This is a genomic window from Haloarcula sp. 1CSR25-25 (assembly GCF_032027985.1).
Lineage (GTDB): Archaea > Halobacteriota > Halobacteria > Halobacteriales > Haloarculaceae > Haloarcula.
Window position 1 is genome coordinate 607,354 of sequence record NZ_JAHYBW010000002.1, and the last position, 14,868, is coordinate 622,221.

Here is a 14,868-nt window from a genome sequence, read left to right on the forward strand (position 1 = left end):
CTCCGGTCCGTGTTGCGTGCTGGGCAGACGGGCCGTGGCGACGGCAGTACGTTTTTTTCGACACCGGGTGTATCGCCGGCCATGGACATCGGTGTACTGACGGTTCCCCTGGGCGGGCAGTCGCTCGACGAGGCACTGGCGTATCTCGACGACCTGGGCGTCGATGCGGTCGAACTGGGGTGTGGCGGCTTCCCCGGCGACGACCACCTCGACCGGCAGGCGTATCTCGACGACGAGGCGAAGCAGGCCGAGCTCGAGGCGCTCCTGGACGAGCACGACCTCCGGGTGAGCGCGCTGGCGACACACAACAACCCACTCCATCCCGACGACGAGCGGGCCGCGGAGGCGGACACGGAACTCCGGGAAGCGATCCGGCTGGCCGATCAGCTCGACGTGAACACCGTCACGGGCTTTTCGGGACTGCCGGCCGGCGGGCCCGACGACGAGGTCCCGAACTGGATCACCGCACCGTGGCCGACCGAACACGCCGACGCCCACGAGTACCAGTGGCGCGTCGCCGACGAGTACTGGTCGGACCTCGCGGCCCACGCGGGCGCACACGACGTAGACGTCGCCATCGAGATGCATCCCAACATGCTGGTGTACGAGCCACGTGGCCTGCTTGAACTCCGCCGGCGGACGAACGACCGCATCGGCGCGAACTTCGACCCGTCGCACCTGTACTGGCAGGGCATCGACGTGACCGACGCCATCCGCCTGCTCGGCGAACACGACGCCATCCATCACTTCCACGCCAAGGACACGAAGGTGTACGAAGCAAACGCCCGGGAGAAGGGCGTGCTCGACACCGCGCCGTACACGGACGAGCCGAACCGGTCGTGGCTGTTCCGCTCCATCGGCTACGGCCACGGCGAGTCCCACTGGAAGGACGTCGTGTCGACGCTGCGGATGGTCGGCTACGACGGCGCGCTCTCCATCGAACACGAGGACTCGCTCACGAGCGCACGCGAAGGGCTGGAGAAGGCCGTCGACGTGCTCGACCGCGCCGTCTTCGAGACCCAGCCCGGCGACCCCTACTGGGCTGAGTAACCGGTACGGCCGACAGCGTGGCTTTTCCGGGCACTTACGCTTATATGGCGTCTGTGAGATACTACGACCGGATTACGGTATCCAGTGACACCACATGGACATCGAACTCACACACAAGCCCTCGTACACGCACGTCCGCGCTGCCCTCGACAGCGGCGAATCGATACTCGCGGAACCCGGCGCGATGGTCAGCCACTCGCCGACCATCCAGATCGAGACGACGACCAGCCGGGACGGCCTCCTCAGCTCCGCGAAGTCGATGCTGGGCGGCGAGTCGCTGCTCGCAAACGAGTTCACCGCAGAGGGCGGCCCCGGAACCGTCACCCTCGCGCCGCCGACGCCGGGCGACGTCCACCACCACGAACTCACGGGCGAGACGCTGTACGCCGTCGACGGGGCGTTTCTCGCGGCCGACCCCGACATCGACATCGACTCCGAGTTCGGCGGTATCAAGTCGCTGCTGGCCGGCGCGAGCATCACGCCGCTGGCGCTGAAAGGGACCGGAAACGTCCTCATCGAGGCCTTCGGCGGCCTGGAGACCGTCGAACTCGACACCGGCGAGTCCTACACCATCGACAACGACCACGTCGTCGCCTGGGAGGAATCGGTCCAGTTCGATGCCCACCGCGTCGGCGGGCTGAAGTCGACGCTACTCAGCGGCGAGGGCCTGGTGATGGACTTTACCGGTCCCGGGACGGTCTGGTACCAGACGCGCGGCCTCGACTCGTTCACCTCGGCTATCGCTGACGCGCTGCCAGGCACGGGTGACAACGACAACGATGCGTCCGGTCTGGACGACTTCATCTAAAAATCCGGGGAGCATCCGCCGGTGAAAAGCCCCTTTCAGGAGAGCGCCTGCGTGATATCCGTCGATGACACCATGCCGACGTAGTCCTGGTGTTCGTCGATGACCGGGAGGTGCTTGATGTCGTAGGTCGTCATCATCGCGGCGGCCTCGCCCAGTTCGAGCGAGGTCGTCACCCGTTCGACCGGCGTGGTCATCACGTCACCCACAGTCGCCGACGAGAGGTCCTTCCCGGCCGCGACGGCGTCGACGATGTCGGTGGTCGTGATGATGCCCGCCTGCGCCCCCGGGACGAAGATGCCGTTGATGTTCTGCTCTCGCATCTGCGTCGCGGCCGCCTTGACGGTCTCGTCGGCGGAAATCGTCTCCAGCGGCGTCGACATGATGTCCTCGATACGGACGGTCGTTTCAGTGGCCATGCGCTGTCAACGCACGCATCCGGTTTTGTCTTTTCGCTCGGAGCGGCCCGCTGCCCTGCCGTCACCATGAGCGTTATTTCGGCGCCGGATGAACAGGCGCACATGACCCTCGACATCGGCATGCTCGGCTATCGGTTCATGGGCAAGGCCCACGCGAACGCGCTGGACCGCCTACCCATGTTCTTTCCCGAGGCACCGGCCGTCAACAAGGACGTGCTCGTCGGCCGCGACGAGGACGCGCTGGCCGATGCGGCCGACCAGTTCGGCTTCGACCGGACCGCGACGGACTGGCAGGCCGTCGTCGACGAGGTGGACGTGTTCTATAACCTCGGCCCGAACCACGTCCACGCCGAGCCGTCCATCGCGGCGCTTGAGGCCGGCACGCCGACGTTCTGTGAGAAACCGCTCGCGCCCACGCTCGAGACAGCCGAGGCGATGGCCCAGGCGGCCGCCGACGCCGGCGTCCCCGCAGGCGCGGCGTTCAACTATCGCTTCGTCCCGGCCATCCAGTACGCGAAGGGGCTCATCGACGACGGCGAACTCGGCGAGATTCACCACTTCCGCGGGCAGTACCTCCAGGACTGGCTCGTCGACCCCGACGCGCCGTGGTCCTGGCGCAACGACGAGGAGATGGCCGGCAGCGGGGCGCTCGGGGACCTCGGCTCGCACACGGTCGATTTGGCCCGGTTCCTGCTGGGCGAGGCCGCCGGCGAGATAACAGACGTGAGCGGCCATCTCCGGACGTTCACCGAGGAACGCCCCGTGGAGGGAAGCGACGAGACGCGCCCGGTGACCGTCGACGACGCCTATAGCGCCCAGGTCGAGTTCGAAACCGGTGCGATGGGGACGCTGGAGGCCTCCCGCGTCGCCAACGGGCACAAGAACGCCCACACCATCGAAATCGAGGGGTCGAAGGGCGCGATCAAGTTCGACCTCGAACGCCTGAACGAACTGGAGGTCCTCACCGAGGGCGACCGGGGCTTCCAGCAGGTGCTCGTCACGGACGCCGACGACCCGTACGTCGACCACTGGTGGCCCCCCGGCCACGTCATCGGCTGGGAGCACACGTTCGTCCACGAGAACTACGAGTTCCTCACTGCCGTCGCCGAGGGTGGCGACCAGGAGCCGTCCTTCGCCGACGGACTCGCCGCACAGCGTGTCCTCCACGCTATCGAGCAAAGCGACGAGCGCGGCGAGCGGGTCAGCCTGTAGGGCCGCGAACCGAAACCCCCTTTCCGCGGCCACTGGTAGCTGGTCGCATGCTCTCTATCGCGCTGGCCGGCAAACCGAACGCCGGCAAGTCTACTTTCTACAAGGCGGCGACGATGGCCGACGTCGACGTCGGCAACTACCCGTTTACGACCATCGACGCCAACCGCGGAGTCAGCCACGTCCGAACGGAGTGCCCCTGTCTCGACCGGGCAGAGCGCTGTGGCGACGACAACTGCCGGGACGGCAAGCGCTACGTCCCGGTGGAGCTCATCGACGTGGCCGGTCTCGTTCCCGGCGCACACGAGGGCCGGGGCCTCGGGAACCAGTTCCTCGACGAGCTGTCGACCGCCGACGTGATTCTCAACGTCGTGGACGCCTCCGGCGGGACCGACGCCGAGGGCGAACCCGTCGAGGTCGGCGAGCACGACCCCGTCGAGGACGTCCACTTTATCGAGGAGGAGATGGACCTGTGGCTCGCCAGCATCGTCGAGCGCAACTGGGAGTCCATCGAACGGCAGTCCCGCTCGCCTGATTTCAAGCTCGACGAGTCGCTGGTGGACATGCTGGCCGGCGTCGGGGCCTCCGAACTCGACGTGGCGCGGACGCTGCGGGACCTTGAGTACCCCGAGGACCCAATCGCCTGGACCGACGAGCACCGCGAGGCGCTGGCGACGGAGGTCCGTCAGCGGACGAAACCGCTCGTCGTCGTCGCGAACAAAGCAGACATAGCGCCGAAAGAGAACATCGAGGCCCTGCAGGCGGTCGCCGACGTGGTCGTGCCCGCGACGGCCGACGGCGAGCTCGCGCTGCGCAACGCCGCGAAAGCTGGCGTCGTCGACTACGACCCCGGCGACCCGGACTTCGACATCGTCGGGGACGTGAGCGACCAGCAGCGCGAGGGGCTGAACCGCATCCGCGGCGTGATGGAGGAGTGGGGCGGCACCGGCGTCCAGGGCGCGCTCGACACCGCCGTCTACGACCTGCTGGACCACCTGACGGCCTACCCCGTCCAGAACGAGACGCACTGGACCGACGGCCAGGGGAACGTCCTCCCCGACGCGTTCCTGCTGCGCCGCGGTGCGACGCCCAAAGACCTCGCCTACGCCGTCCACTCCGACATCGGCGACGGCTACATCCACGCCGTCGACGCCCGCGAGAACCGGCGTATCAGCGACGAGACGGAACTGGAGGAGGGAGCGGTCGTCAAAATCGTCTCGTCAGCGTCTTAGCGAAGGCTTCCGGTCCGTGTCGGGACCGTTTTAGTTGCAAGTCCAAGGAAAACGCCCAGACATTAGCGAGGCACAGGCACCCTGTCGGGGCCAGCCACCGGCTTGGAGGACGTGTCATCGCCTCAGCTAGCCTTTGCGAAGCACACTTGTTCGAATGTTCGTGGAAAGAAAGCGATTAGGATACCGGCGAGTACCAAATAAGAACAAGCGGGCGCCGGCTGTAGAGTCGCGATTACTCCGACTGCCCTCGCTGAAATCAGCTCATCTGAAAAAACGGTTCCATCGGCTAGAGAAGGCTGCATCCGAGCGTATGGCAACTCTCCGCATTATTCTTAGTACAGGGCCACGACAATCTGTAACTGTTCGACTGGTATCTAAAATTCTGCCTACAAATATCCGAGAGTTCAATAAAATAGTTGCAGGTTTAAAATTATAGTTTCGCGAGTGGTTACCTAGCTATTACTCCCGTAGGGGCCGTCAGCATCAGTGACGGCAAACCTGATTTCTCCGCCAGGCAGGCTGCCCTTGTCTCGCGTATCAATCATCACGCCAACCAGAGTGGAGTCACCCGGGCTGAGGCCACCTCCGCTTGCGTTGGTGGTTTCGTACCCCCCGAAATCATCCCAGCTGGGATAAAAGCTATCTTCAGGATAGTTCCCACTGTATTCTTCGTAGACTTCTTTTGGAACAAATTGCCAGCAGTCTGGGTTGGCCAGTCCGGACTTGTCGACAGTAATATCAAGTTCATTCGGACCGTTATTCGTCATTTGGAACACCCCGTCAAACGTAGTGACGGCATCGGCGTTCACACCTTTACCGCCCTCACCGTTATCATCGAAGTTCAACACTAGCTGCTTGCCCTTCACTTGGGCGTACGGTGAGGTTCCATCTAGCCCCAGGTACGCACTCTGGTCGCCTGCGACATTGACGTTGACAGTACGCGTTGCCTCAACGCTCGCGAACGCACCAGTACCCATTGCGGCCGCCGAGCCGGCGGCGAGCGATCCCATTCCGACGAGGAACTTGCGTCGTTGCATTGTAATCTCTCCGTGTGCACACCCGTCCGCCCGGTCACGTCACCGACACCACCTCTGAGGTGTGCTCGCTGGATACAATGACCTATCACCTCTTTGGTATACACACCGGCCATACTGCAGAGACCGTTTGCATCGCTGTAATCGCCTTTTGCGGTGTTCAATCAATCTTTGCACGAATTTAAGGTAGCATTAATATTCAGGTCAAAAATGCTGAGGACCGCCCACTACGTGATAGAGTTACCCTATCGACAAGTGTAATATTATTAACTATGTGGGTTCGTAACAACGAACTCCTTGCGGGAACGGTGTGGTGGCAGTATGAGCGAGGCATTAGTCGATTCTTCCCAGGACGGCGGGGGACAGGGCGGAAATCAGATGCCGACGGAAGAGGCAGTCTTCGAAGTACTCAGCAACAGGCGACGGCGGTACGTGTTCCACTATCTGAAACAACAGGATCGGCGGGTGTACATCAGGGAACTGGCCGAACAGGTGGCTGCTTGGGAGAACGACAAGGCCCATCGTGACCTGTCGTCGGCGGAGACAAAGCGCGTGAAGACGGCGCTGCACCAGCACCACCTCCCGAAGATGGACGACAGGGGGTTCGTGCGGTACGACGCGACCCGAGAGACGGTCGAGTTGGACGACAGCGTCGCGGATCTGGAGGTGTACCTGGACGTGGTTCCGGGAGCCGACGTGCCCTGGAGCCTCTACTATCTGGGTCTCTCGGGGGTCGGAATCGCCACGCTGGCTGGAGCGTGGGCGGACCTGGGGCCGCTGGCGTCGATTCCCGACGCCTCCGGTGCGGCGTTCGTCGTGGTGGCGCTGCTGGTCTCGGCCAGCGTCCACACGTACGTCACGTATTCACGCCTGCGGCTCGGTGGGACCGACAAGCCGCCGGAGGTGAGCGACCGGTGAACCTCGGCTCCGTGTCGGTCGCGCTCTGTGCGCTGGCCCTTTCGATGACGCTCGTCGCACAGACCGGGGCGGTGACCAGTATGTCGGCCGAGCGCTCGATCGAAGTGGCCGTGGCCGACGACGAGGATGCGCTCCTGGGCATCGAGGTGCAGTCGGTCGAAGTGCAGCGCAACGCGACAGAGAACGTGACGCTACTGACTGCCGAGAACCGGCTGGACCGCCCCGTCGACCTCGATGCGACGGCGACCGGTGACGAGGACACCCAGCGGTTGAACGTCACGGCCGTCGACGCGCCCGAGTCGCTAAGCAGTGGCGAACTGGGCAGCGTAGTGGCCACGGTGGAGTGTACGAACGCGACGACGGCGGAGATGCTTACCGTCGCCCTCAGCGCGTCGGGTGGCGGAACCAGTGTCGAGCTATCGCGGAACATGCACGCGCAGTGCGTCTGACCTACTCACCCTAGCTCGATCTGGCTTTATCGGTTAGTTCCGAACCTGTGGTTACCTTTGAATTTCAGCATCTCACTTCGGCAACAGGTCCTGCAGCGTCGCCCGAACGTCCTCGCTCCCGGGGCTCTGTGGCACCTGCCCCAGCACGTCCCGGCCGAGTCGCTCCGTCGCCGCACCGACCGAAAGCCCGTCCAGAAGCGCCCCGTATTTCAGCGCCGGCCGCGGCGACACGTCGAACAGCAGGTCGCGCTTCCCGATGAGCGAGTGGGTCATCGACAGGATTTCGACGGCGCGGTCGACGTACCGCTCCCTGGCGTCGTCGTCTCCGGAGCCGGCTAACGCGGCCAGCAGGAACCCCTCCAGTTCGGCTTCGCGGTCGTGGAGCGCCGGCGAGTCCGGAAGCATAGTCGTCCCGTCGGGCCGTTCGGGGAGCATGCTCCGGCGCGGGGCATACGAGAGGACCGCACCGGTGGTGGGCGTGGTCGCGGCGGGCAGCGGCGTTTCCAGTCGCTTCGAGGGGTTCGTATCGGTGAAGACGACGTGGAGGTTCGCCGGGTCGCCACACACGGGCTCGTCCCAGCCTTCTGGGGTGTGGGCGTACCCACGCCGGAGCGCCTCCCGCAGCGTCCGGGGAATCCGTCCGGATTCGCCCGTGAGTTCCAGGTGGAGCACGACGGGACCGTCCCCGCTCTCGTCGATGAGCGACCACAGCGCCGGGAGCGCGTCCGCGGCACCGGCCGAGAGCTCGTAGCAGGGCGCGTCTTGCTCTGTGGCCAACAGCCGCGCGAGCGCGCTGCCGCGCCAGCCGGTCAGGTCGGCCACGTAGAACCACGGGAGCGCGTGTATCGGGCCGATCGCGGCGTCGCCCGCCGCCGTGTCGATAGTCGTCGGGACCGTCTCGAGATAGCTGTCGATAGCCGCCAGTTCGGGCGTGAAATAATCGGTCGTCGCAGGGGGCAGGTCGGTCGTCCGGCGACGATGGTCGTCGACTGAAGCCATACCAGGTGTAGGCCCGAGTGGCGGAAAACGGTGACGAGGGAGACGGGCCGTGAGTCGAGACGCCGGGACTGCCGCCGGTACGCCCGGGTTCGAAGCTACCTGCCGCTCGACAACTGTGTCGTGTCTCCCCGACCCACGTTCAAAGCCGTCTCCGACCGACGAAGGGAAACCCGTTTTTTGCCTCGTCCCGAACCAGGCGTATGAACGTACGGACGATAGCCGACCTGGGTCCCGACGAGCGGGCCGCCTTCTTCGACCGCGATGCCGGCGTCGACGCCGTCAGAGACGACGCGCGCGACATCGTCTCGCAGGTACAGGCGGAGGGCGACGTGGCCCTGCGACGCTTCGCCGAGGAGTTCGACGGCGTGTCGGTGGGCAACATCGACATCACGGACGCCGCCGAGCGGGCCTACGAGGAGATCGACGACGACGTGCGCGAGGCCATCGAGGACGCCGCGGCGAACATCCGCGCGTTCCACGAGCGACAGGTCCCCGAGGACTGGCGCGACGACTTCGAAGGGCGCGAACTGGGCCGGCGGTTCCGACCGCTCGAAAGCGCCGGCGTCTACGCGCCAGGCGGCACGGCGGCGTACCCCTCCAGCGCGCTGATGGGCGTCATCCCGGCGAAGGTCGCCGGCGTCGAGTACGTCGCCGTCGCCACCCCGCCGGCCGAGGAGGTCAACCCCGTCACGCTGGCCGCCATCCACGTCGCCGGGGCCGACGCCGTCTACCAGGTCGGCGGCGCACAGGCCATCGCGGCGCTGGCCTACGGAACTGAAACTGTGAGCGCGACGGACATCGTCGTCGGCCCCGGCAACCGCTGGGTCACCGCAGCGAAGGCCGAGGTCCGCGGCGACGTTGCCATCGACTTCCTCGCCGGCCCCTCCGAGGTCATGGTGGTCGCCGACGGCGACGCGGACCCGTCGCTAGTCGCCGCAGACCTCGTGGCACAGGCCGAACACGACGAGAACGCCTCGGTGGTCGCCGTCACCGACGACGCGGACCTCGCCGAACAGGTCGCAACCGCCGTCGACGAACAGGCCGACGGCCGGGAGCGCGAGGCGGTCATCCGGGGTGCGCTCGACAACGACGCCTCCGGCGTCCTGCTCGCACGGTCGATGAGCGAGGCCGTCCTCTTCGCCGAGGAGTACGCTGCCGAGCACCTCTCGATTCAGGCCGACGACGAGGAGGCCCTGCTGGAGCGAATCCCCTCCGCCGGGTCCGTGTTCCTCGGCCCGTACAGCCCGGTCGCGGCCGGCGATTACGCCACCGGGACGAACCACGTCCTCCCGACTGGCGGCGGCGCCCGACTCACCGGCGGCCTCTCCGTGGACACCTTCGTCCGGTCGACGACTGTCCAGCGCCTCTCCGAGGACTCGCTGGCCGATATCGCGGACACGATTACGACGCTCGCCGAGGCCGAAGGCCTGGAAGCCCACGCCGAGAGCGTCCGCAAACGGTTCGAGGAGTAGGTGGTTCTCCGGACGACTGGCTCGCGGGTATCATGGCAGTGTCTTAGAACGAGGAACTGGTGGCGAAGTCTCGCCCAGAGTCCCGCCTCTGCCGGGCGTCACTGTTAACACGTTCGGGCGTCCACGTATGTGTATGAGCAGCACAGCGGACGATGGCGACCCGAAACTCGGGGGCGAGGACGTGGCCGTCACCGAGCAGGCGGCGGGAGAGGCACTGGACCTCCTCGAAAGTGAGGGAATGGACGTCGACGAATCCGGGCTCCGCCTGTACGTCCAGCAGGGCGGCTGTGCCGGACTCTCCTACGGGATGCGGTTCGAGCACGCACCGGAAGCTGACGACGAAGTGTTCGAGCGCAACGGCCTCCGCGTGTTCGTCGACGACGCGAGCATCGACTACATCGAGGGGTCGGTGCTGGACTACGAGGGCGGCCTGCAGGGGGCCGGGTTCCACGTCAAGAACCCGAACGTGGTCAGCGAATGTGGCTGTGGCGAGTCCTTCCGGACGTAGCTACTCTTCGAGTTCGAACGCCACGACGACCTCGGCCTGGTACTCGCGCCCCTCGACACTGGCGATCTCGACGCCGAGTTCCTCCACCTCGACCCACATGAGATTGTCCAGTGTCGCCTCTGCGCGCTCGATGGCGTCGTCGGCTGCTTTGTCGAAGCTCTCCGAACTGGTCCCGATCAGCGTGATTTTCTTGAATACCATGGATGGATACACCGTGTTGTGTCGGGCAGTCTCCGCCAGTAGTTGCGGGTGCCCTGTGTGGACCGTCTATTCGAAAACTGATATAACTTGGCGAGGAATACAAAAGTGGATGGTGCGCCACTCCCCGGAGGCGGTTTAATCTCGATACGAGTTCGGGCCCGAGACAGCCACCCACTGTTTTTGAGGTTCCTCACAAATGTACGGCACACGACAGCTATCGAATGCTCTCGTGTGGGTTACGTTCAGACGTCCGTGCTTGGTGAGCCACGTGTACGATGTATTTCAGCATGGTAGTCACCTACCTATCATGTACTATCATCCACGTTCTGAAATCAGACATTTAATTGACGGTTCGGCGAGATACTCCTCTTCCCCGGCCTACCAGTGGCCGTACAAGTTGACGAGGAGCCAACTCCTCGGCCGCTCATAGATTGTGGCCGGAGCCGAGATGGTTCGGTCAACTCGCTACTACGTACCAGGGGTCTGTCACTGTCTGGGAGTCTCGCCTGACCTACTACTCCGGTAACAGTTGGCTATATTCAGTAATCACAGCTAACTTCGATATTCGAACGTGAAGCATTATAGCATTATTAAACAGTGTGACACTTTGTTTGGGTGGAATGCACACACAGACCGATAAACTCACAGCAGTCTCGATGGTACTGCTGTTGCTAGTATCGTCTACAATCGCGATAGGCTTTGCCGGCGGCGCGTCACTGCAAGAGGCCGGGAACGCCGGGAACGTCGAGGGCGAGTCCTACACCGTCTCGAACCTCTCGGCACCGCTGAGTGCCGAACAGGGCGACACGGTGACTGTTAACGCGACAGTAACCAACCCGAACACCGTGACTGACACGCAAGAAGTGGTGTTCCGGTTCGACGGCGAGGTAGTTGCACGCGACCTGGTCGAGCTTGAGGCTGGGAGCTCCACAACCGTCTCCTACAGCATCAACACGTCGTCTGTCGACACTGGAACGTACTTCCACGGCGTGTACACGCAGGCGGACGGAGCACCGGCACAGATCCAGATCGCCGACGAAGTCCAGTCCTTCGAGGTTTCGGACCTCTCGGCCCCTGAAACCGTCACCGTGGGAAGCGAGTTCACGGTGACCGCAACCGCAACCAACCCCAACGCGTTTGCCAGCGAACAGCCCGTCGAGTTCCGGTTCCAGGGCACTCTCATCGAGGCACGGGACGTCTCTCTCGAGGCCGGAGAGACCTCGACGGTCGAGTTCCAGGTCGACGCGACAGGCATCGGTCCGGGCACGTACATCCACAGCGTGTTCACCCGTGACTTCGGCCAGTCCGCGCTCATCACGGTAGAGACGCCCGGCGAGGGACCGCCGACTGAAGAACCAACGGAGACTGAGGAGCCAACCGAGACGGAGGAACCGACTGAGACCGAGGAGCCAACGGAGACAGAGGAACCGACAGAAACCGAGGAACCGACAGAAACCGAGGAGCCAACGGAAACTGAGGAACCGTCAGAGACAGAGGAAGCAACCGAGTCGGAGGAGCCAACGGAATCAGAAGCGTAGACCCGTACTGGGGACTCGATTCGAAAGCCCGCCAAGGAAGCGAACCGCCAGCAGTCCCGGGCAGGCGCTCAGCACAGTGAGCCGCGTCTCCGTTCACGACGTAGCGGACGGCTCCGAACCAGGGAGCTGTCGGTCGCCGTCGGCACCCCGCAGATGGCACGTCTGAAACGCGGACAGGTCACTGCGCCTGTCGTTCGAGCCAGGTCTCGACGTGACCGACCACGCCGGTGAGGTGTGCTGTCCCCCAGATCGCCACGATAACGGCACCGATAGCGTCGAACACGAGGTCGAGCATCGTGTCCCTGAGACCGAACTGTGTCAGAATCGTATCGTTCCCGGTCGCCGTCGCGGCAAGCGTGATAGAGAACTCGATGACCTCCCAGAACACGCCGAAGGCCATCACGAACAGGAGGAGGAACACGAACATGAACCGCGAGGGGATCGAGATCTGGTCTGTGTGCTCGTCGAGTGCGCGAACCGTCGTGTATCCGACCGCGGCGACGACCGACGACGAGAGGGCGTGGGTGAAGTGGTCCCACCACCAGATGGTGACATAGAAGTTCTCCTCGGCTCCGGGAAGGCCGACGGTGCCGAGCGCGTGGAAGAACGCCGCCGACGTGATCCACAGCGTCAGCGCGGGGTCGAGCGCGATGCCGTGGTCCCGTTCCAGCAGCGCCGGGAGCTGCGTGACGAGGATGGCGACGGCGGAATTGACGATGATACCGACGTTGCCCCGCTCGATACCGACCGCGAGGAGCCCGATCAGCGCGAGCGACAGGGTCCGCGAGAGCAGTTGCTGGGTCGCCGTACTTATTCGGAGTCGGTCACGGACTCTCATGCGTCCGGCTTGACCTCCTCGGGGACGCGGCCGGTTCCGGTCTGCCGGCGCACGTAGTACGCAAACACCACGCCGGCACCGATACCGGCGATAGTCGACGCGACGAACTCCCACATCAGCGCCTCCTCAATGACGTGTTCGGACACTGTGGGGTCGAGGATGAAGGTGGTCCCGAGAAACTGGTCGGCCACCCAGCGGGCGACCGCCCAGACGCCGGCGGCGGCCATCGTGGCGATGGCGACGAAGACGACGGCGAACCGGGGCGTCATCCGGACTGGGGTAAAGAGCTGGAGTTCGACGGCGAGGATGAGTGCGATGGCGGCAACCGAGAGGTAGGTCGCGAGGTTACCGGTCATCGAGAGCGTCGCAAACAGGCGGCCGACAACGGGTAACGCCGCCAACAGGAGGATCTCCCAGGGGAGCATCGCGTACCGGTTGCGCAGCAGGACCGGCGGAAACAGCGCCAGCGCCGCGACGGCGGCCGCGAACCCGGCCCACAAGAGGTTTGCCTGGACGGCACTCGTCACCGAAACCGCGGCGAGCATGGCGACGATACACCACGCGGCGAGCGCGTTGACGCGCCTGTCCCGGAGCAATCGCGCTACGTCTCGGTTCATATTGCCTGGTGAGCCGCGACCGGAAAAACCCTATCGACCGCTATCGGTGGCGTGGGCTGTTCAGATAGCGCCATACGCCATGGCATACGCGAGTGCAGCGATTGTCACTGCCGCCAGCCCCGTCACGACCGTCTCCAGCCAGTCGACCCCGTCACTGAACGGCCGCACTGGCGCCCCGATGACGCCCAGCGCGAGGACGCTGAACACGAAGTGCGCCGACCGTTCGAGCGTCGGTGCGGGCAGGAACAGGACGGTCGCCGCATACCCGATTCCCAGCGCTGCCCGGGGACGGACGAGTTCGGTCAGCGTGTCTCCGCGGAGGTGGACGTACGTCAACACGGCGAGCCAGACGGTCGCGAGCTCGATAGCGAACGCCGCCAGGAGGTGCGTCGTCGGGTCGGGGTGGAGTATCACCCGCTCGGCGACGACCGTCACGTCGACGGGGTACAGGAACGGGGGCGGGCCGCCGGTGAAGAGGTCCCCGAACGGGTGGGAAAGCAGCCCCAGGAGCGCCAGCCCGGTCACCGCTTGCGGGCTGACCTCGCGCGATTGGGCGACCGTGGCGACGGCTAGCACGCCCAGAACGAACAGGAGCGTCACGAGCCCCGCGACGGGACCGCTGAGTGCGCCGGTGAGGGCAGTCAGAGCGACGCCGACAGACAGCGAGCCGAGTCGGGCAGCCCGCGAGTCGCTGGTCCAGAGGCCGGCCGCGGCAGCGAGTGCCGCCCCAAGCAGGAGCGAGTGCGTTGGCCCGCGGTGGATGACGTTCGCGGTCTCCCAGAAGCCGTCCGCCGTCAGATTTTCAGCAGCCCCGACGAGCAGTCCGAACGGAGCGTAGACGATGTCGACGTCGGGAACCGCGGCGAACAGGCCGGCGACGATACCCAGCTGGACCGCCCGCTCGCGGGAGAGCCCCAGCCACCTGGCAGCGAGGGCGCCGAGGGCGAACGCGAACAGTGCGTGCCCGATGAACATACGCCCGGTACGATAGCGATAGGCTTAAACACCACGTGTGAAGAGGTAGCGCGGCTCCCGACCCGCTCAGGTCGCGGACTCGACTTTCGTCCAGCGTTCTTCGATGGCTGCGTTGGCCCTGACGACAGTATCGCCGTCGACCCGGAACCGCGTCTTCCGGAGTTCGATGGCGGCCACCTCGCCGGTGGTGTCGCCGGCCTTGACAGTGTCGCCGGGGTTGAAATCGGGGTCACGCAGGAGGTAGACGCCGGCGACGGCGTCTTTTATCATCTCCGAGAGCGCGTAGGAGACGCCGAGTGCGAGGAACCCCGTCGCTGTTCCGAGCGACGCGGCGATGGCAGTCAAACCGACGATAGAGAGGAAGGACAGCGCGACGCCGAACCACAGGAACACGAGCACGATCACCGCCAGAAACTGTCGATACACGGGCGATTCGCCGGGTAGCGACCGCTCCAGAACGGCCCGGACGACGAACATGATTGCCTTGATGCCGACTGCAGCGACTGCGAGAAAGACGAACCCGGTTATGAGACGCGGGAGGGCGTCGACGACGTTCGTGACTAGCTGTTCGAGCGCTCGATTGATGACACCGACTTGCACGCCG

At 64.8% G+C, this 14,868-nt stretch carries 17 protein-coding genes; 9 read left to right on the forward strand and 8 right to left on the reverse strand.

All coding sequences use genetic code 11. The features are described from left to right. Nucleotides 1-81 precede the first annotated feature (81 nt). Together KZ498_RS08225 and KZ498_RS08230 are read left to right on the forward strand one after the other, a co-directional pair. Nucleotides 82-1,050 carry a sugar phosphate isomerase/epimerase gene (locus tag KZ498_RS08225; RefSeq protein ID WP_312618205.1) on the forward strand — a complete coding sequence of 323 codons (969 nt, stop codon included), beginning with the start codon at nucleotides 82-84 and terminating at the stop codon, nucleotides 1,048-1,050. A 94-nt stretch (nucleotides 1,051-1,144) separates the two neighbouring features. Next, a complete protein-coding gene (locus KZ498_RS08230; protein WP_312618206.1) occupies nucleotides 1,145-1,858 on the forward strand; it encodes a TIGR00266 family protein in 714 nt (237 codons plus the stop codon). Between the two features lie 35 nt (nucleotides 1,859-1,893). Here the strand turns inward: KZ498_RS08230 and KZ498_RS08235 are convergent, their stop codons facing one another. Continuing rightward, the gene (locus KZ498_RS08235) at nucleotides 1,894-2,274 is read right to left on the reverse strand and encodes a CBS domain-containing protein (RefSeq protein WP_312618207.1); all 381 of its coding nucleotides are present in this window, start codon (nucleotides 2,272-2,274) and stop codon (nucleotides 1,894-1,896) included. A 102-nt stretch (nucleotides 2,275-2,376) separates the two neighbouring features. On the opposite strand from KZ498_RS08235, the gene KZ498_RS08240 reads away from it, so the two are divergent. After that, the gene (locus KZ498_RS08240) at nucleotides 2,377-3,486 is read left to right on the forward strand and encodes a Gfo/Idh/MocA family oxidoreductase (protein ID WP_312618208.1); all 1,110 of its coding nucleotides are present in this window, start codon (nucleotides 2,377-2,379) and stop codon (nucleotides 3,484-3,486) included. Nucleotides 3,487-3,533: 47 nt separating this feature from the next. Further along, on the forward strand, nucleotides 3,534-4,715 hold the full coding sequence (locus KZ498_RS08245; RefSeq protein ID WP_312618209.1) for a redox-regulated ATPase YchF: 1,182 nt from the start codon (nucleotides 3,534-3,536) through the stop codon (nucleotides 4,713-4,715). 452 nt (nucleotides 4,716-5,167) lie between these two features. Here the strand turns inward: KZ498_RS08245 and KZ498_RS08250 are convergent, their stop codons facing one another. Continuing rightward, on the reverse strand, nucleotides 5,168-5,752 hold the full coding sequence (locus KZ498_RS08250) for a hypothetical protein (RefSeq protein WP_312618210.1): 585 nt from the start codon (nucleotides 5,750-5,752) through the stop codon (nucleotides 5,168-5,170). A gap of 318 nt (nucleotides 5,753-6,070) precedes the next feature. Here KZ498_RS08250 and KZ498_RS08255 point away from each other — a divergent pair, with 318 nt between their 5' ends. Continuing rightward, nucleotides 6,071-6,667, forward strand: coding sequence for a hypothetical protein (locus KZ498_RS08255; RefSeq protein WP_312618211.1), 597 nt, complete (start codon nucleotides 6,071-6,073; stop codon nucleotides 6,665-6,667). Next, complete coding sequence (locus KZ498_RS08260; RefSeq protein ID WP_312618212.1) at nucleotides 6,664-7,116, forward strand: hypothetical protein; 453 nt, start codon at nucleotides 6,664-6,666, stop codon at nucleotides 7,114-7,116. Before KZ498_RS08255 ends, KZ498_RS08260 begins: the two co-directional genes overlap by 4 nt. A gap of 72 nt (nucleotides 7,117-7,188) precedes the next feature. Here the strand turns inward: KZ498_RS08260 and KZ498_RS08265 are convergent, their stop codons facing one another. After that, nucleotides 7,189-8,115, reverse strand: a complete 927-nt coding sequence (locus tag KZ498_RS08265) for a hypothetical protein (protein ID WP_312618213.1) — start codon at nucleotides 8,113-8,115, stop codon at nucleotides 7,189-7,191. 200 nt (nucleotides 8,116-8,315) lie between these two features. Between KZ498_RS08265 and hisD the strand changes: the two genes are divergently transcribed. Beyond that, entirely contained in the window at nucleotides 8,316-9,587 is a 1,272-nt protein-coding gene (hisD, locus tag KZ498_RS08270) for a histidinol dehydrogenase (RefSeq protein ID WP_312618214.1), read from the forward strand. Between the two features lie 133 nt (nucleotides 9,588-9,720). Then, nucleotides 9,721-10,095, forward strand: coding sequence for an iron-sulfur cluster assembly accessory protein (locus tag KZ498_RS08275; protein ID WP_312618215.1), 375 nt, complete (start codon nucleotides 9,721-9,723; stop codon nucleotides 10,093-10,095). Here the strand turns inward: KZ498_RS08275 and KZ498_RS08280 are convergent, their stop codons facing one another. Next, nucleotides 10,096-10,296, reverse strand: a complete 201-nt coding sequence (locus KZ498_RS08280; RefSeq protein WP_312618216.1) for a dodecin — start codon at nucleotides 10,294-10,296, stop codon at nucleotides 10,096-10,098. A gap of 620 nt (nucleotides 10,297-10,916) precedes the next feature. Between KZ498_RS08280 and KZ498_RS08285 the strand changes: the two genes are divergently transcribed. Next, nucleotides 10,917-11,834, forward strand: coding sequence for a CARDB domain-containing protein (locus KZ498_RS08285; protein WP_312618217.1), 918 nt, complete (start codon nucleotides 10,917-10,919; stop codon nucleotides 11,832-11,834). Nucleotides 11,835-12,012: 178 nt separating this feature from the next. Here KZ498_RS08285 and KZ498_RS08290 read toward each other — a convergent pair whose 3' ends face one another. The 4 genes from KZ498_RS08290 to KZ498_RS08305 form a co-directional block, all read right to left on the reverse strand. After that, on the reverse strand, nucleotides 12,013-12,672 hold the full coding sequence (locus tag KZ498_RS08290) for a hypothetical protein (RefSeq protein WP_312618218.1): 660 nt from the start codon (nucleotides 12,670-12,672) through the stop codon (nucleotides 12,013-12,015). Beyond that, nucleotides 12,669-13,289, reverse strand: a complete 621-nt coding sequence (locus KZ498_RS08295; RefSeq protein ID WP_312618219.1) for a hypothetical protein — start codon at nucleotides 13,287-13,289, stop codon at nucleotides 12,669-12,671. Before KZ498_RS08295 ends, KZ498_RS08290 begins: the two co-directional genes overlap by 4 nt. A 60-nt stretch (nucleotides 13,290-13,349) precedes the next feature. Further along, nucleotides 13,350-14,264, reverse strand: a complete 915-nt coding sequence (locus tag KZ498_RS08300; protein WP_312618220.1) for a metal-dependent hydrolase — start codon at nucleotides 14,262-14,264, stop codon at nucleotides 13,350-13,352. A 66-nt stretch (nucleotides 14,265-14,330) separates the two neighbouring features. Next, nucleotides 14,331-14,864, reverse strand: a complete 534-nt coding sequence (locus KZ498_RS08305) for a mechanosensitive ion channel domain-containing protein (RefSeq protein ID WP_312618221.1) — start codon at nucleotides 14,862-14,864, stop codon at nucleotides 14,331-14,333. Between the last annotated feature and the right edge of the window lie 4 nt (nucleotides 14,865-14,868).